Annotated in this window: 20 protein-coding genes; 4 read left to right on the top strand and 16 right to left on the bottom strand. The window is 59.9% G+C overall.

Going from position 1 to position 16978, the window contains the following annotated elements; translation table 11 throughout:
• Positions 1-139: 139 nt before the first annotated feature.
• Entirely contained in the window at positions 140-622 is a 483-nt protein-coding gene (locus tag ACP7EE_RS06640) for a GNAT family N-acetyltransferase (protein WP_042562173.1), read from the bottom strand.
• 111 nt (positions 623-733) lie between these two features.
• Between ACP7EE_RS06640 and ACP7EE_RS06635 the strand changes: the two genes are divergently transcribed.
• The 3 genes from ACP7EE_RS06635 (at position 734) to ACP7EE_RS06625 (ending at position 2131) form a co-directional block, all read left to right on the top strand.
• Positions 734-1402, top strand: coding sequence for an HD domain-containing protein (locus ACP7EE_RS06635; protein ID WP_426233977.1), 669 nt, complete (start codon positions 734-736; stop codon positions 1400-1402).
• Positions 1403-1484: 82 nt separating this feature from the next.
• Entirely contained in the window at positions 1485-1829 is a 345-nt protein-coding gene (locus tag ACP7EE_RS06630) for a hypothetical protein (RefSeq protein ID WP_426233976.1), read from the top strand.
• A gap of 47 nt (positions 1830-1876) precedes the next feature.
• A complete protein-coding gene (locus ACP7EE_RS06625; RefSeq protein WP_420646542.1) occupies positions 1877-2131 on the top strand; it encodes a hypothetical protein in 255 nt (84 codons plus the stop codon).
• A gap of 149 nt (positions 2132-2280) precedes the next feature.
• On the opposite strand, the gene ACP7EE_RS06620 is transcribed toward ACP7EE_RS06625, so the two are convergent.
• The 7 genes from ACP7EE_RS06620 to ACP7EE_RS06590 all read right to left on the bottom strand — a co-directional run bounded on the left by ACP7EE_RS06620 (position 2281) and on the right by ACP7EE_RS06590 (position 10279).
• Entirely contained in the window at positions 2281-3210 is a 930-nt protein-coding gene (locus ACP7EE_RS06620; RefSeq protein WP_426233975.1) for a PfkB family carbohydrate kinase, read from the bottom strand.
• Positions 3203-4669: a purine-cytosine permease family protein gene (locus tag ACP7EE_RS06615; protein ID WP_426233974.1), complete on the bottom strand. Its 1467-nt coding sequence runs from the start codon at positions 4667-4669 to the stop codon at positions 3203-3205. Before ACP7EE_RS06615 ends, ACP7EE_RS06620 begins: the two co-directional genes overlap by 8 nt.
• A 66-nt stretch (positions 4670-4735) precedes the next feature.
• Positions 4736-5734 carry an ADP-ribosylglycohydrolase family protein gene (locus tag ACP7EE_RS06610; protein WP_426233973.1) on the bottom strand — a complete coding sequence of 333 codons (999 nt, stop codon included), beginning with the start codon at positions 5732-5734 and terminating at the stop codon, positions 4736-4738.
• Complete coding sequence (locus ACP7EE_RS06605) at positions 5731-6444, bottom strand: GntR family transcriptional regulator (RefSeq protein WP_426233972.1); 714 nt, start codon at positions 6442-6444, stop codon at positions 5731-5733. Before ACP7EE_RS06605 ends, ACP7EE_RS06610 begins: the two co-directional genes overlap by 4 nt.
• Positions 6445-6701: 257 nt before the next feature.
• A complete protein-coding gene (gene araH / locus ACP7EE_RS06600; protein ID WP_420646537.1) occupies positions 6702-7670 on the bottom strand; it encodes an L-arabinose ABC transporter permease AraH in 969 nt (322 codons plus the stop codon).
• A 12-nt stretch (positions 7671-7682) separates the two neighbouring features.
• Positions 7683-9227 (bottom strand): L-arabinose ABC transporter ATP-binding protein AraG, encoded by a 1545-nt coding sequence (araG, locus tag ACP7EE_RS06595; RefSeq protein ID WP_426233971.1) that lies wholly within the window; start codon positions 9225-9227, stop codon positions 7683-7685.
• Between the two features lie 47 nt (positions 9228-9274).
• Positions 9275-10279, bottom strand: a complete 1005-nt coding sequence (locus ACP7EE_RS06590) for a substrate-binding domain-containing protein (RefSeq protein WP_426233970.1) — start codon at positions 10277-10279, stop codon at positions 9275-9277.
• A 95-nt stretch (positions 10280-10374) separates the two neighbouring features.
• On the opposite strand from ACP7EE_RS06590, the gene ACP7EE_RS06585 reads away from it, so the two are divergent.
• Positions 10375-10662 carry a hypothetical protein gene (locus tag ACP7EE_RS06585; RefSeq protein WP_426233969.1) on the top strand — a complete coding sequence of 96 codons (288 nt, stop codon included), beginning with the start codon at positions 10375-10377 and terminating at the stop codon, positions 10660-10662.
• 36 nt (positions 10663-10698) lie between these two features.
• Here ACP7EE_RS06585 and ACP7EE_RS06580 read toward each other — a convergent pair whose 3' ends face one another.
• From ACP7EE_RS06580 to ACP7EE_RS06545, 8 genes are all read right to left on the bottom strand, one after another.
• Positions 10699-11574, bottom strand: a complete 876-nt coding sequence (locus ACP7EE_RS06580; protein WP_426233968.1) for an SMP-30/gluconolactonase/LRE family protein — start codon at positions 11572-11574, stop codon at positions 10699-10701.
• Positions 11575-11604: 30 nt separating this feature from the next.
• Positions 11605-12321 carry a FadR/GntR family transcriptional regulator gene (locus tag ACP7EE_RS06575; RefSeq protein WP_426233967.1) on the bottom strand — a complete coding sequence of 239 codons (717 nt, stop codon included), beginning with the start codon at positions 12319-12321 and terminating at the stop codon, positions 11605-11607.
• Between the two features lie 76 nt (positions 12322-12397).
• Positions 12398-12958, bottom strand: a complete 561-nt coding sequence (locus ACP7EE_RS06570; protein WP_426233966.1) for a DUF1285 domain-containing protein — start codon at positions 12956-12958, stop codon at positions 12398-12400.
• A gap of 15 nt (positions 12959-12973) precedes the next feature.
• The gene (locus tag ACP7EE_RS06565; protein WP_420646530.1) at positions 12974-13579 is read right to left on the bottom strand and encodes a DUF4823 domain-containing protein; all 606 of its coding nucleotides are present in this window, start codon (positions 13577-13579) and stop codon (positions 12974-12976) included.
• Positions 13580-13704: 125 nt separating this feature from the next.
• A complete protein-coding gene (locus tag ACP7EE_RS06560) occupies positions 13705-14673 on the bottom strand; it encodes a GTP 3',8-cyclase MoaA (RefSeq protein ID WP_426233965.1) in 969 nt (322 codons plus the stop codon).
• Between the two features lie 138 nt (positions 14674-14811).
• On the bottom strand, positions 14812-15450 hold the full coding sequence (locus ACP7EE_RS06555) for a TetR/AcrR family transcriptional regulator (protein WP_007908276.1): 639 nt from the start codon (positions 15448-15450) through the stop codon (positions 14812-14814).
• A gap of 341 nt (positions 15451-15791) precedes the next feature.
• Complete coding sequence (locus ACP7EE_RS06550) at positions 15792-16577, bottom strand: TatD family hydrolase (protein WP_426233964.1); 786 nt, start codon at positions 16575-16577, stop codon at positions 15792-15794.
• A 14-nt stretch (positions 16578-16591) separates the two neighbouring features.
• Positions 16592-16948: a PilZ domain-containing protein gene (locus tag ACP7EE_RS06545; RefSeq protein WP_420651193.1), complete on the bottom strand. Its 357-nt coding sequence runs from the start codon at positions 16946-16948 to the stop codon at positions 16592-16594.
• Positions 16949-16978 lie beyond the last annotated feature (30 nt).

Genomic DNA, 16978 nt, shown 5'->3' with positions numbered 1-16978 from the left:
GCGGCGAAGGCTCCACGGGCGTGGAGAATTGTTGCCAGAGGCATTGCAGGTGTCGTCCATGAGCGCGCAAAAATGCGCGCGTAGAATGCCGGACTAGAGCCTCGCCGACAATCGAATAAATCTCAGAGTGCCATCATCGTCACTGGCCCTCGGCGAACTCGCGCAACACCTTGCCGTCCATGCGATAGCGCACCCATTCTTCCTGCGGTTGGGCGCCGAGGGATTTGTAGAATTCGATGGCCGGGGTGTTCCAGTCCAGCACACTCCATTCGAAGCGCCCGCAGTCGTTGGCGCAGGCGATTTTCGCCAGTTGCCGCAGCAGGGTTTTGCCGGCACCGCCGCCGCGTTGTTCGGGGGTGATGTACAGGTCTTCGAGGTACAGGCAGTTGCTGCCAAGCCACGTCGAATAGCTGAAGAAGAACACCGCAAAACCGATCGGCAAACCATCGCGCAGGCAGATCAGGCCGTGAGCGGTGGCGCCTTCGCCGAACAGGCTGCGTTCGATGTCGGCGACGCTGGCGATGACTTCGTGACGTGCCTTTTCGAAATCCGCCAGTTCAGTGATGAAGGCGAGGATTTGCGGTGCATCGCTAGGGGTCGCCGGGCGGATCTCGATCGTCATGGACGGGCCTTGTCGGAAAATGGAAAACGCCATACTAAGGCCGCGCGCGGTGCTCGTCACATGGCAACGCACAGATTAGGCTAGCGCCGTCGACAATTTGAAAGGATGCACATGAACACTTCCGCCTTCGCGCCACTGGAGAGCCTCGCTGCCGAGTTGCTGCCGCATGCTTTGGAGCCTTCCGAGGATGGCGCGCACGATCTGTCGCATCTGCAACGGGTGTGGCACAACGTGCGCACTTTGCAGGCCGAAGAAGGTGGCGACCTTCAGGTGCTGCTGGCGGCGGTATTGCTGCATGACTGTGTGGCGGTGGAGAAAAACTCGCCGCTGCGCTCACAGGCATCGCGGCTGGCAGCGGAAAAAGCGGCCGTCGTTCTCGCGGAGTTGGACTGGTCTTCGGCAAAAATCAGCGCAGTGACCCACGCCATCGAAGCCCACAGCTTCTCCGCCAACATCACCCCGACCACGCTCGAAGCGCGACTGATGCAGGACGCCGACCGCCTCGACTCGCTGGGGATGCTCGGCGTAGCGCGCACCTTTTACATTGCCGGGCGTATGGGCAGCGCGCTGTACGACCCGGTTGATCCCGAAGCCACGCAACGCGACTACGACGACCAGCGCTTTTGCCTCGATCATTTCCAGACCAAATTGCTGCACCTCGCCGAGGGTTTTCAGACCGATGCCGGCCGGCGTCTGGCGCAGGTCCGCCATCAGCGTTTGAAGGGTTTCATGGAGCAGTTCAAGGAAGAAATCGGCATCACACCGACACCACCGCAATAGACCGTTCGTCGCTCATCCGGCACCAATTCCGCGCGAGGGCTGACCAATCAAGGGTAAGGATTCCAATCACTGGAGACACCCTATGATCTCGTCAAGGTTGACTGCCCTCGTATTCGCCACACTGCTCACCCCCGCGGTATTTGCCGCCTCCACCACCGCTGCCGGCACCGGGCCTACCGACCCGGTGACCACGCCACGTGCCCCCGCCATCAATAGTGCTCCCGGTATGAACACCGATGGTGCAGGCGTGCCGGTGCTCAATCAGCCGCCGTCCACTGGCACCGATCCGCGCACGCAAGGTGCCGACCCGGGCCGACAGGGCGGCATGAATACGCCCGACTCCCCAGCGACTCCGGATAACGCCGGCCCCGGCATTGGTTCGAAAACCACCACCGGTGGTTCGGGTTCCGAAGGCGGCAGTCAGTAGTTGCAACACGCACGAAGTCCTTATCCACAGCCATGAAAGAGGTAACCATGAACGTCGATAAAAACCTGGAAAAAGAAGTGCTCACCCGTCTGCTGCACGCTCACCCAAGTGGGCTGGGCAAGGAAGTGCTGGACAATTACCGCGGCGAGAAAGTCGTGGCCAGCGCCCTCGCCTCGCTGCAGGATCGCGGACTGATTCACCACGGGCATGTGACCTGCAATGAGGCCGGTGAGCACTCGTTGAATTTGCCGATCAAGTTGAGTGCGGCTGGGGTTGAAGCTGCGCGAAAGCTCGACAGTTAATTTTTTGATGGGCTGATGGCCTCATCGTCGGAACGCCGCCCGGGGCAAGCCCGCTCCCACAGGATTTGCGGTGTTCACTTCATTTGTGTTCACGCAAAAACCTGTGGGAACGGGCTTGCCCCGGGCGGCGTTCCGACGATAGCGATGGTTCAGGCGCCAGAAGACTCACGGATCAACGCATCGACTTCAGCCGTTGCCGGCGAAGTCGCAGGCCCCCAGCGAGTCACCGCCAACGCCGCAGCAGCATTCGCCCGCCGCGCCGCATCTACCGCCGACAACCCGTGCGCCAACCCGACTACAAACACCCCGGCATGCGCGTCACCGGCGCCATTGCTGTCCACCGCTTTCACCGCAAAACCCGGCACATGCGTGCGCTCGCCACGCCGCTGAATCCAGCAACCCTGCGGCCCGTCACGCACCACCATCAAAACATTTTCCGCTAGATGATCAGCCAGTCGATCCAGCGCGCTCGCAATGTCCGCCGCTCCGGTAAAGCGCAGCGCCTCAACACTATTACTCGTCCACACATCGATGCGCGGCAACAAAGCCTGCATCAACGGTGAATCGGGAGATTCCACCAACGGCCCCGGATCGAACACCACGTTGATCGAGGATGGCAGCGCCAACGTCCAGTCGATCAACGGCTGAGCCTTGCCGCTGTGCAGCAGGCTGTAACCGCTGAGGTAAACATAATCCCCCGCCTCGGCCGGCACACTGTTCAAGTCTGCGACGCTGACCTCACCCTCGGCGCCGATGTAGGAAATGAAGCTGCGCTCGGCCGACGCATCGGTCAGCGCCACGCACAAACCGGTGTCGCGCTGCGCAGGTGCTGCGATGCCGATGTGGATGCCCTCAGCGATCATCGCCTCGCGCGCCAAATCGCCGAAACGGCCATTGCCATGGCGGCCCAGATAGACCACCGACAAGCCGTTGCGCACCGCTGCCGCCATCACATTAAAACCGCCGCCGGCTTCGAAACTGGCTGATTGCGCGAGCACATCGCCGCCGATCTGCGGCAGTGCATCCACCGCCATGACCAGGTCTATGATGACCTGGCCGGTATGCAACATCTTAGGCATGAGCGTTCTCGACCTGCGCGGCGCGGCGATCTTTCGCGCCGCCGAGTACCCAATAAAGTCCGCCGGCGACCACGAAGGTCACGATCCAGCCGAGGCCGTTATGCCCAAGCCACGAGTCGGACAGAAAACCTTTGAACCAGACGTTCTCGGCAGTGGTGCCGATGGTGGTGAAACTGAAACCAAGCACGATCGCAATCGCCCACGCGCCGAATGCGCGCCACTCGATGCCGCCGCGATACCAATAGGCGCTGCTCGGGCTGACGTCGAGCAAGTCTTTCGGGCTGTAGTAATGGCGGTGAATCAGGTCGACGACGAAGATCCCGACCCACGCGGTGATCGGCACCGCCAGCAGCGAAATGAAGGTAATGAACGGGCCGTAGAAACTGTCAGCGATCAGCATGAAATAAATCGAACCGGCGAAAATCGCAACGATGTCGACCACCACTGCGTACACCCGTTTAACTTTCAAACCGAGGGTCAGCGTGGTCAAACCGGCGGAGTAGACCGACAGGTTGTTCGACAGCAGCAGGCCACCGAATGCGGTGATCAGATACGGCACCGCCATCCACGTCGGCAGCATGTCGCGGATTGCCACGATCGGATCGGTGGCCGACGCCAGATCGTTGTTGCCCACCGACAACAAACCGCCGAGGGTGATCAACAACACCAGCGGAATCCCCGCGCCGAACGCGGCCGAAGCCACCAGCCGCACAGCCTTGACGCTGCGATGCTGATAGCGCGACATGTCGGCGCCAGCGTTGGCCCAACCGATCCCGGTGCCGGCAGCCATGGTGCCGATGCCGATGATCATCGCGCTCAGCGGTGCCGGGGTGGCGTTGAATACCGCGCTCCAGTCGATGGTCGCGCAGAGGAATCCGCCGACCAACAGGTTCAGCGCGCCGAACACGTAGGTCGCCCACTTCTGGATCACCAGCAAAGTCGCGTGGCCGAGGCCGGAAACGGCCAACGTCAGCAGCACGAAAATCGCGATGAACAGCAGCGTCAAGGCCGGCGCACTTTTCGCTTCCACCGGCGAGCCGAACAGGATCGAGCACAGCGACAGCAGCACGAACGCGGCGGTGGTGGTGTTGACGGTTTCCCAGCCCAGGCGCGACATCAGCGAGACCAGTGTCGGGCCGATATTGCCGCGCACGCCGAAGATTGCTCGCGACAGGGTCAGGCTCGGCGCACGGCCACGACGACCGGCAATCGAGATGATGCCGACCACCGCAAACGAACCGGCAGCACCGATGATCGCGACGATGATCGCCTGCCAGATCGCCAGCCCGCGAAACGCCACCAGCGTGGCACCCAGCGGCAGGCCGAGGATGGAAATGTTCGCTGCAAACCAGACCCAAAACAATTGCAGCGGATGCCCGTTGCACTCGTTTTCCGGCACCGGTTCGATGCCACGGGTTTCCAGTTGCCCGGCGCTTTGCCCGGCGTTCGATGAACTCATGAAAATGCTCCTGTTGCCATTTTTGTGGTTGTGGGCAAGACAGATTTGCCATGTGGCGGGCTGCGCTCAACGCAGCGTGAGGAGTCCTCTCACCAAGGGTTCCAGGTCCAGATCGTTTACGGTTTTCACCGTGTCGAGCATCTCGGCAGGCCAACTCTCAAGACCCAGGCAGGCCCCAAGCATTGCGCCGAGAATCGCCGCGATGGTGTCGGTGTCGCCCCCTAGATTGGCGGCCATGCACAGCGCCTCGAACGCGCTCATCTCACCGACTGCGACTTGCTGCGCCAAGGCAAACGAAACGACTACCGATTCCTGCGACGCCACCGACGTGCCGATCACGTTGTAGAGCAGATCCGCCAGCAAGGCCTGATCACTATCGACGCTGATAGTGCGCGCCCAACTGATGCGCGAAGCGATGCGCCCACCGGCAACCCAATGCCCGTGAGTTTCGGCTTGCTGAGCAATCTGCTGACCGAGGTTCAGCGCTTCGCCCAGATCCATGCCGTTGATGCCGGCCGAGACCACTGCCGCCACCGCCGCCGCACTGGAAATGCCCAGCGTAGTGTTATGGGTGACCTGGCAGGCCTGCACCACGGCAGCAATGAAGCGCTCGGGATCGGCAACGTCCGCCGCGATGCCCACCGGGGTGATGCGCATCGCCGCGCCGTTGGTAGTGCCATAGCGCCCGGCCTCTTGCGGCGAGTGGCCGGCGAGGATCATTTCGATGGCACGTTTGGTCGAGGGGCCGAGCAAATCCTGCGATCCTTTGGCCTGCATCGCGGCTTCCCATTCGATCAGCCGTTGCGCGAGGATCGCCGGTTCGATCTGCCCATTGCCTTCAACCAGCAACTGGCCAACCAGAATCGCCTGTTCGGTATCGTCGGTGATCGAGCCTTTGGGCATGTTCGCGGCGATCGGTTGCAAGGGACCTGCGTCTTGCAGATCGGTGATCTGGCCGAAGCGCTGTTTGATGGTTTCACGGCTTAGCGATTGGGTCGGCATGCCCAGCGCATCACCGAGGGCCAGGCCATAAAACGCACCGAGGGCACGGTTGAGCGCAGTCATCTCGATTCTCCGAATTGCAGGTGCATGCGGAAATGCACCGGGTCGAGCAGGCTTTCGACCTGCTCCATGAAGCGGTTTTGCCGGTCATAAGTTGTGCGTAGCGTTTTAAGGAACACCGTGCCTTGCGCGCGACCAAGCAGTTGCGCATCTTCGGAGTTCAGCGGCTCGGCGCTGATCCATTGATCGCCGCGTTCGCCAACGTAGCCGTAAGCGGCCAGGGTGATGGTCAGAGAATTGTCGATCAGGCCAACGCGTGGCAGGCTTTCCAGGCCGCCAGTCGCCGGCATCAAAGAGCGTTCGAGGGACACCAGCGTGCCGTCGTTCGAACGGCGGCGACGTTCTAGAAGAATGAATTGGTCGGAGCCGAACACCGCCGACAGATCGCTGCGAGTCACGGCTTCGAGCCGCAGCACCTCGGTGTTGATCAGCACCCCGGTATCGGCCAGCGCTTGCGCCCAACCACTTTGCTGGTCGAGCACCACGCCGTCGAAGGTGACAATCGAGCCCACGCCACTTTGCGTGGCGATGTACTTGCGCCGCTTCAGCTCGGCCAGCGCTTCGCGCAAGGTGCCACGGCTGACCTTGAATTCTTGAGCCAACTGATGCTCGCCGGGCAACAGAAAACCGTCCTCCATGAGGCCGCTTTCGATGCGCCGGACGAGTTCGTCGACCACCCGTTGTTTCTTGTCAAATCGTACCTGTCTAATCATGTACAAAGTGATAACTGAAACGGGGTTGTTTGGGCAAGTGATATTTTTTGGGAGTGATCACCCTCACCCTAGCCCTCTCCCAGTGGGAGAGGGGACTGACCGCGGAGTTCTTTTGAGCTACATCGACCTGAAATATCGAGTCGAACTCAGGCTTTGAACAGCATGGAGATCTGCTCCCTTTCCCCCTCTCCCTTTCCCCCTCTCCCTTTCCCCCTCTCCCTTTGGGAGAGGGCTGGGGGTGAGGGTAGCTTTTGACTTTAGCGTTGCTTGAGACGGTCAATAACCACCGCCAACAACAAAATCGACCCACGAATCACATACTGATAAAACGTATCAATGTTCTTCAAATTCATCGCATTCTCGATGATCGCCAGAATCAACACCCCGGCAATCACGTGCCGGATCATGCCGATCCCGCCGCTCAGCGACACCCCACCCAACACGCAAGCGGAAATCACCGTCAGTTCGAAGCCCTGACCAATCATCGGCTGCCCGGAGGTCATGCGCGACGCCAGAATCACCCCCGCCAACGCACCGATCAGGCCATGCACGGCGAAGATGATGATCTTGGTCCGATCAACGTTCACCCCCGCCAGCAACGCAGCTTCCTGGTTACCGCCGATGGCCATGGTGTTGCGCCCGTAGGTGGTGTAATTCAGCAGCCAGCCGAAAAACAGGAAGCACACAATGGTGATCAAAATCGGCACCGGTACACCAAACAACTGGCCGTTACCAAACACGAAAAACGATTCCTGCGACACGCCGACTGCTTTGCCGTTAGCGAAGATGTAAGCCAGACCACGCACGATCTGCATGGTCGCCAACGTGGTGATCAGCGCATTGACCCGCAATTTGGCGATCACAATCCCGTTGATCAGCCCGACAATCAGGCCCATCGCCAGCGCTGCGCTGACGCCGAGAAACACGCTGTCGGTGTCGCGCATCACCACTGCCGCGACCACGCCGGCACAGGCAATCACCGAACCCACCGACAAGTCGAAATGCCCCGATGCCAGGCAATACAACATGGTGCACGCAGCGATGCCGGTGGTGGAAATCGCCAGACCCAAACCGCGCATGTTCAGCGGCGAGAGGAAGTTGTCGATCAGCAAGGTGCAGGCGACAAAGATGCCGACGGCCGCCAGCAACATCACCCAGTCATCGAGGAAGCGGCGCATGTCCAGAGGCTTGCGTTCGGTCGGCAGGGTTTCGTTTTGGGTTGTCATCATAGTCACCTCTCAGTTCGCCACGCCGTCAGCGCGGTGGCGCGGCAAAGCCAGTTGCAGCAGGTTGGATTCGTTGGCCTGGTCGCGGCTGACTTCGCCGCTCAGGGCGCCTTCGCACAGCACCAGAATGCGGTCGGAGATGCCCATGACTTCCATCAGGTCGCTGGACACCACGATCACCGAAATACCGTCGGCGGCCAGGTTATGGATGATCTGGTAAATCTCGGCTTTGGCACCGATATCGATGCCGCGCGTCGGTTCGTCGAGCAGCAGAACCTTCATCGGCATCGACAGCCAGCGACCGAGAATGGCCTTCTGCTGATTGCCGCCGGAAAGGAATTTGATCTGCTGTCCGGCATGCGGGGTTTTGACTTTCAGCGCTTTGATCTGCTTGTCGGCGTTGGTCTTTTCCCAAAGTCCACGCAGCAGACAACCGAGGCCGGAATGCGCTCCGCGCGCACTGATGTTGATGTTCTCGGCGACACTCGCCAGCGGAATAATCCCTTCCTTTTTGCGATCTTCGGGGCACAGTAGGATTCCGGCGGCAATCGCATCACGCGGTGACCGCAGCTTCAGTTCATGCCCGCGCAGTTCGAGGCGTCCGGCGCTGTGGCGTTCGAGGCCACTGAGCAGGCGAAACAGCTCGGTGCGCCCGGCCCCGACCAGTCCGAACAGGCCAAGAATCTCGCCTTTGTGTGCGTCAAAGCTGATCGGTTTGCGCAGGCCTGGCCCAAGCAATCCGTCGACCCGCAGTGCAACGGCGCCGCGCGGACGGCTGCGGTAATCGTAGATGTCCTGAATGTCGCGGCCGACCATGTAAGTCACCAGTTGATCGTGGGTCAACTGGCTCATGTCGTCGAAGGTGCGCACGTAACGCCCGTCCTTGAACACCGTCACCGCGTCGCAGATGCGGAACACTTCTTCCATGCGATGCGAGACGTAGAGCACGACTTTGCCTTCGTCACGCAGGCGGCCGATGATCGCCATCAACCGATCGATTTCTCGCGCCGAAAGGCTGCTGGTCGGCTCGTCGAAGGCGATCACATGCGCGCCACGCGACAGAGCCTTGGCGATTTCTACCAACTGGCGCTGGCCGAGCGACAGGCGCCCGACTTTGGTCTGCGGATCGATTTCATCAGCCAAACCTTCAAGACAGTCCAAGGCTTGCTGGCGCAGCAAGCCGCGATTGATCAGGCCGAAACTCGCCGGCAAGTGACCGAGAAACAGGTTCTCCGCCACGGTCATTTCCGGCACCAGATGCAGCTCCTGGTGAATCACCGCCACGCCGCTGCCGATGCTGTCAGCGGTGGATTTGAAGGCCATGGTCTGCTCGCCGATCTGCAACTCGCCGGTGCTTGGAATGTAAGCGCCGCCGAGGATTTTCAGCAGGGTCGATTTGCCGGCGCCGTTCTCGCCCATCAAGGCGTGCACCTGCCCCGGATGCGCGACAAAGCTGATGCCGTCCAGCGCTTTCACGCCGGGAAAGCTCTTGCCGATCCCGTTGAAGCGCAGACTGCCGGCCGCGTTGTGTTGTTGTACTTTTACTTGCGCGTGCATTTAAGCCACCTCAATCAAACGGCCCGGTTGCCCGGGCTGTTATTGCGTCAGTTCCACAAGCCGATTTTTTCCAGCTCTTGCTTGAAGTTCTCGCGGGTGATCAGGGTGACGTCGTCCATCGCGGTGTATTTCGGTGGCTCTTTACCGGTGGTGACCCACTCGTACATCATTTCGGCAGTCTTGTAGCCTTCGATGTGCGGGCTTGGCAGCATCGAACCGAAGAAGCCGCTGTTAGGCTTTTTCAACTCGCCGATGGCGTCGGTGCCGTTGATGCCAATGCCGATCACGTTGGCCGCAGCGAACCCGGCCGCTTCAGTGGCGCGCACGCCGCCGAGCACGGTGTTGTCGTTCATGCCGCCGATGATCAGGTTTTTCGCGGCGCTCGGCAGTTTCACCAGCGCCGAGTTGGTGGCATCCATGCTGCCCGGCACATCGAGGGTTTTCAGGGCGGCGAACAGAATGTGCTCTTTCGGCATGCCGGCTTCTTCCAGCGCTTTCACCGAGCCGTCGGTGCGCTTTTTGCCGGTGTCGAGTTCGTTGTAGGTGTTGACCACGGCATAGGTGTCTTTCCAGTCCCAGTTACGCTTTTTCGCTTCGGCAGCCATGGCGGCGCCCTGCTTCTGGCCGACTTCATACGCCGCCATGCCGAGATACGGCACGTCTTCCATGAACTTGCCGTTGGCGTCGACGAAACGGTCATCGACGGCGATCACTTTCAGGTCGTTGAGTTTGGCTTTGGCCATGATTGCCGGGCCGAGAGACACGTCCGGCGGGCAGATCACGAAGCCTTTGGCGCCGTTGGCCGCAAGGCTGTCGATGGCCGACAGGGTTTTCTCGCCGTCAGGCACGGCAATCTTGATCAGTTCGAAGCCCCTGTCCTTGGCGGCTTTCTCGGCGAAGGCCCACTCGGTCTGGAACCACGGCTCTTCCGCCTGCTTGACCAGAAAACCGATCTTCACTGCATCGGCTGCCAGCAGCGAACTGCTCAGGCTGAACGCAGTGACCGCCAGCGCGGTGCTGCACAGGGTACGAATCCCGAAACGACGTTTCATAAGCAGACTCCTTGTTATTTTTTTTGAGCGTTATTTGAAAAGCGTTAAAGCGGTTGAGCTGTTTCTATGGATCATCAGGACAATAGTCATATCGTATGATGATTGGATTTCAGGCGGATTTTTGCGCCGGAAACCGCTTTGTTTCAGTCCAGAGAACGACAAAAACCGGGCATCTGTCGATGTCCGGTTTTAGGGATTTTGCGAAGGAACAGACAAACATGCCACGCGACAAGCGAGGCAAACGCGGCACGGCACTGGCATGGAACGCTGACTCCGCTACGGAGTGCGTTGAAGATCTGCTGCATCACTTCACCTGTTTTGTTCTTTTTAAGTGTGAGTGCGTGTTACTGCTGGAGCCGACTATAAACCCGACCACCAAATAATCTCAATATATAATTTTCCATCCCATATTTTGGGATCTAGCCTGCAAAGCGTGTACAGAGTTTTCCTGCAACATCGACCCGCATCGACAGCACTGCGCCGTCCAATGGATGGTTGTGCGGACTTTTTGCACTGGTGATGTACAGGGTTTTCAGGTCTTCGCCACCGAAAACACAACTGGTTGGACGGCTGACCGGCAGATCGATCTTGCGGTCGACCTGGCCATCCGGCGTCAGCCGCAGCAGGCAACTGCCGTCCCAACGCGCGTTCCACACGTAGCCCTCGGTATCGATCGCCGAACCGTCCGGACCGCCCTGTTCATCAGGGCCGTACCAGATTTCAGGCGTATCGAGGTTGCCGTCGGTGTGAATGAAATAGCGGTACAAGGTGCTGTCGAGACTGTCGCCGAACAGCAGCGTGGTGCCGTCGTCGCTCCACAGCAGCGTGTTGGGAATGCCCAGATTGCGCAGCAACGGCGTGACGCGCGCGTCCGGATCAATGCGGAACAGACCACCGGAGCGACGGATGATCGGCAGATCTTCGCCGTCATCGCCGATGTTGTTTTGCATGGTGCCCAGCCACAGCCGACCTAGCGGATCGCAGCGCGCCTCGTTGGCACGGTTGCCGGGTTGCGGGTCGGCGACGCACAACAGTGTCAGCTGTGGTTCGAGGCCAGGCGAGTCGAGATCGAGGCGATACACGCCGCTGCTCAGCGTGACCAGCGCATCGCCACTGGCGCACGGAATGAACGCCGAAACGTGCTCGGGCATCTGCCAGATCTGCACGTTCTGACCGATCAGGCGCAGCGCTTGCTGGCCGGCGATATCCACCCAGTACAGCGCCTGAGTAGGCGCGTCCCAGAACGGGCCTTCACCGAGTTGCGCCCGGTGCTGGGTAACGGCAGTCCACGTCATGCAATGTCCTCTTTTGTTGTTTTAGGCAAGTCAGCTGGCTTTTTTGTCGGCCATCACTTGTGGGTAGAAGCGTTTGATCGCCAGGTCGGCGTTGTCGATCAGGGTCATGCACGCCCAAACCCCGCGCGCGGCATCACGGGCGGCAATGGCGTCGGCCATGTCTTTGTGGATTGGCAGGGTGCGGCGTAGTTCGTCGGGGTCGGCGGCGGAGACTTCGAAGGACACCGCCAGCAGCGCACCGAGGGCCGGGACCATTTGTTCGATGAATTGATTGTGGCTGGCGGCAAGGATGCATTCGTGGAAGAACTGGTCGGCGCGGTTGTAATCAACGCCGCTGTCCACCGCCCGCTCCAGCGCGTTATAGGCTTGCTGCACGGCTTGGACCTGTTCGGCAGTGGCGCGCTCGCAGGCCCAGCGCACCGCCATCGGTTCGATGGTGCGGCGCAGGTCGAGCAGGTCATCGACGAAATTTTCCGGCAGACCGCTGCGTGACAACCAGCCCACCACTTGCGGGTCGAACAGGTTCCAGCGCTTGATCGGCAGCACGCGGGTGCCGACTTTCGGCCCGACTTCAAGCATGCCTTTGGCCACCAGGGTTTTGATGGCTTCGCGGATCACGGTGCGACTGACGCCGAGCTGTTCGCCCAGATCCGCCTCGACCTTGATCGCCTGCCCGGGTTTCACCTGGCCCGCAGCAATCCATGCGCCGAGCCAATCGACCGTCGAAGCGTGGAAGCTGTTGGACATGGACACCTCAAAACCGTATGCGATTGCTGTCCACGCTAATCATCATACGATTGAGAGTCAAATTGGATTTTTGCGTTTACGGCTCAAGACCGATAGGGAAAAACTCACCGCCGCTCCACACGCCGAGCCAGCGCTGACCGTCGATCTCGCGGCTGACCGCCAGTTCCACCAATTGGTAGAACACGTTGCGGTGGATCAGCGCTTCGAGGTTGCTGCGCACATGCACGTAGGGGGCAGGCTCTTGAGTGGTCGGATCGATTTCGACACGGATCGGATGCTCAGGTCCGGCCTCGGTGGTTTCATCGACGTTGGTGGTGAAGCGCAACAGCTGCGCCTCACCCTCGCCTTCCACCTCGACGGTAACCGCCACAAACGGCGCATCGTCGACCTTGATCCCGACTTTCTCCACCGGAGTAATCAGGAAATAGTCATCGCCATCGCGGCGGATGATGGTGGAGAACAGCTTGACCATCGGCTTGCGCCCGATCGGCGTGCCGAGGTAATACCAGGTGCCGTCGCGGGCGATGCGCATGTCGATGTTGCCGCAGAAGTCCGGGTTCCACAAATGCACCGGCGGCAAGCCTTTGGTCTTGGGAATCTGTCCCAGCAGGTCATTGGCTTTTTGCGGGCCACTCATGGCGTTCTCCTTGGTTTATTGGTTGCCGATACCCAGCAGACTACGCGCGTATTGCGCCAGAGGCGGGCCGATCAGGTCTTCCGGCTTGCTGTCGTGGAACGTCAGTAAACCGCCACGACTCTTGATCCGTGCAGTATCGATCAAATACTGGGTGCTGGTCTCGATCAACATGATTTGAATCACGCCGCCATCGATACCGAGACGATCCACCGCCTCTTGATCGAGCCACTCATCGGAATTGCCGATACGGTCGTCAGCCTTGGCGAAACGCGTGTACAGCAGATAGTGCGCGCCAGCATCACGGGCTTCGCCCATCGCTTGGTCGAGGCCTTCCGGTGCTCGCGCGCGACGCACCATAGGGAAGTATTCGACAAAGCCTTTGAAGGCTTCTTCGGCGACCACGTTAGGCCGCGGGTAGGAACCACCCGGCGGCGCGAACGCACCTTGAGCGATGTAGATGAACGAGTCCGCCTGAATGCGGAAATTGTTCACGCGGCGGCTATCGCTATGATCGAGCAGACCGGCGTCGCTCATCTGGTAGCGGGTACCTTCGGCCATATCACTGACAGTCATGCAGCCGCCAAGCGCCAAAACGGCCAGCAGCAAAACCAGACTACGCATCCTAATCCTCCAGAGGCCGGTGACGGAAAACCGGCGAATGGGCGTTGGATGCAGCTTCCGCGCCAGCTCGAACAAGTCGTGTCTTTATAGATCGCAATCGCTAGCAGGCTAGCGATTGGGCAAGTTCAGCCGCCGATGATTTTCATGACAGTCGCGCCGCCCGAGAACGCCACTTCCTGCTTGTCGCCCAACGCCTTGACCAGCAACCGCTGCAAGGCTGGCAACGCCTGATGGCGCGGCTTGTCGAGCAGATCGCCGACATAGTGACGATTGCTCGACGACAGACAGCCATGCAACCAACCGGTAGACGACAGACGCAGTCGTGAGCACGTCCGGCAGAACGGCACGCTCTCATTGGCAATCACGCCAAAATGGCCGACACCCGGGATCGCATAACGCACCGCCGTCGCATCCACCGGCGCATCGGCTTGCGCATACTCGTAGCGCTCGCCGATCAGGCTGAGCAATTGCTGGAGGCTGACGAACTGTTGCAGGAACGCATTGGAATCGCTGGCCAGATGGCCCATGCGCATCAACTCGATGAAGCGCAACTCGTAACCGCGCTCAAGGCAGTACTCGAGCAGCGGCATCACCTGGTCGAGGTTCTGCCCGCGCAACGGCACCATGTTGACCTTGATCTTCAGCCCGGCCGCTGCAGCCTGGTCCATGCCATCCAGCACAGTCGCCAGATCACCGCCACGGGCGATGCTGCGGAACGCGCCGGCATCCAGGGTATCGAGGGAAACGTTGATCCGGCGCAGACCGGCATCCACCAGCAACGGAAGTTTTTTCGCGAGCAATTGGCCGTTGGTGGTCAGACTGATGTCTTCCAGACCCATTTGCCCGACGGCGGTCATGAAGGTTTCGAGTTTGGGACTGACCAGCGGCTCGCCGCCGGTGATGCGCAGGCGATCAATGCCAGCGGCTTCGATCAGATAGGCCACGCCGCGCGCCATGGCCTCGGCCGACAGTTCATCCTGCGCAGCCACCAGCCGCTTGCCGTTGGGCACGCAGTAGGTACAAGCGTAATTGCAGGCTGAGGTCAGACTGATCCGCAAATTGCGAAAACGCCTGCCTTGACGGTCAACGATCATGAAGCACTCCGGCGGAAGGGAATCGAGCCGCTAAAACTTGACTCAGAATTCAAGTTTTCGCAAGCCCTATGCCTGAGTATATTCCTGCGGTACTGCGCCATGTAGCGAAAACATGGCGCAATCAGGCGGCTGAATGATTCAGCTGCTCGGGGTTTCCGGGTCGCGCTTGCGCTTGTTGCCCATGCGCACGCCGATATCCATCAGGAACTGGAAGAAGCCTTCCTGATCTTCCAGCACATTGCTCCAGAACGGCGAGTGATACAGCGCCACCGCGCCGTGCACCAGCGCCCAGGACGCGCAATAGTGGAAATAGGGCGGCACGTCTTCGAGCTTGCCTTCGCTGATGCGGCCCTTGATCAGCAGGGTCAGGCGTTCAAAGTTCGAGGCACGGATCTTGTGCAGTTCCTCGACCATTTCCGGCACCTGATTGCCCTTGACCACTTTTTCTTCCAGGCGGTCGAACAGGCGATAACGCTGCGGGTCGCGCATGCGGAATTCGAAGTAGGCGCGGGACAGCGCTTCCTTGTCCTTGTCGACATCGGCCGAGTGCAGCAGCTCGTTCAAATCGCGCTCGTAATCGAGCATCAGCCGCAGATAGATCTCGGCCTTGGATTTGAAGTGCTTGTAGATCGTGCCTTTGCCGATACCCACGGCATCAGCAATCATCTCGACGGTGACGCTGTCTTCACCCTGGTCGAGGAACAGCTTGAGCGCGGTATCGAGAATTTCTTGCTCGCGGCGACGAAACTCACGGACCTTACGAGGTTCTTTGTGCATAAGAAAAAGGTCTGAAGGGTCAAAATTCGAAGCCGCGTATTATGCCTAACTTGCGCCAAAATGCACGGATCATCCGACCATATCTGTGTTTCTTGTTCATTTCGAGAACGTTTTGCGGTGAATGAGAACTCAACCGAAGCGAACGTATTCCAAATATGTTTAAAAACCCCGGCCGGCCAACTGGACTAGGCGCCAGAGTGATCAATACTTCAAATGTCGGGCGGCATCTCCCCCAAGTGTCGCGCCGATAAAGGTACCAAGGGACCGCGTGCCTTTGTTTTACTCCTAATGGTCTTAACCCGGATTCACCCCCCAGAACCCGGGTTTTTTTTGCCTGCGATTCAGGCTTTTACATGGGCCAACGGAAACAGCCGCTTGAAGTTGGCAGTGGTCTGCTCGGCAAAGCGCTCGTAGGATTCGCCGCGCAGCATCGCCAGAAACTCTGCCACTTCGCGTACGTACTGCGGCAGGTTCGGCTTGCCGCGATAGGGAATCGGCGCGAGATAAGGCGAATCGGTTTCCACCAACAGACGATCCGCCGGGACTTTGCTCGCCACATCGCGCAGCGCATCGGCATTGCGGAAGGTGACGATGCCGGACAGGGAAATGTAATACCCCATGTCCAGCGCAGCCTTGGCCATGTCCCAGTCTTCGGTGAAGCAATGCAGCACACCGGCCTGGGGCAACGCAGCTTCGCGCAGCAGCTCAAGGGTGTCGGCGCGCGCACCACGGGTGTGGATGATCACCGGTTTGCCGGTCTGCTGCGCGGCTTGCAGATGCAGGCGGAACGACTCCTGCTGCAACTCGGCGGCTTCCGGCTCGTAGTGATAGTCCAGACCGGTTTCGCCAATCGCCACGACTTTCGGGTGATCGAGCTCATGCAACAGCCAATCCAGCGCAGGCGCGGCACCCGGCTGGACGTCCAGCGGATGCACGCCGACCGAACAATCGACATCGTCATAACGTTCGGCGAGGGCTTTGACGTCGGCAGCGTTGTCGGCACTCACGCCGATGCACAGAAAATGCCCGACTCCGCGCGCGCGGGCCGCATCCAGCGCGGCATCCAGCGAACCGTCGTGGGCGGCGAGGTCGAGGCGATCAAGGTGGCAATGGGAATCTACGAGCATAAAAACACGGCAACTTACATGGTATGAGTGGGACGGTCGGACTTCAGCGCTCCGGCCAGATGGGTTTCGATGCGACTGCGCGCGGTGTTGTCGCCATCGTTGAACTGCACGCCGACCCCGGCCGCGCGATTGCCCTGGGCGCCTTTGGGAGTGATCCAGGCGACTTTGCCGGCCACCGGAATTTTCTCGGCCTCGTCCATCAGATTGAGCAGCATGAACACCTCATCGCCCAACTTGTAGCTCTTGTTGGTCGGGATGAACAAGCCGCCGTTCTTGATGAACGGCATGTACGCCGCGTAAAGCACCGATTTGTCCTTGATGGTCAGGGACAAAATGCCGTTGCGCGGCCCCGGGCTGACGAGTTCATTCATGTTGACCTCCACTGCTGATGTTCAGAGTCT

The organism is Pseudomonas sp. TWP3-2 (assembly GCF_049897765.1).
Classification (GTDB): Bacteria; Pseudomonadota; Gammaproteobacteria; order Pseudomonadales; family Pseudomonadaceae; genus Aquipseudomonas.
This window is presented reverse-complemented; position numbering and strand designations above follow the sequence as displayed.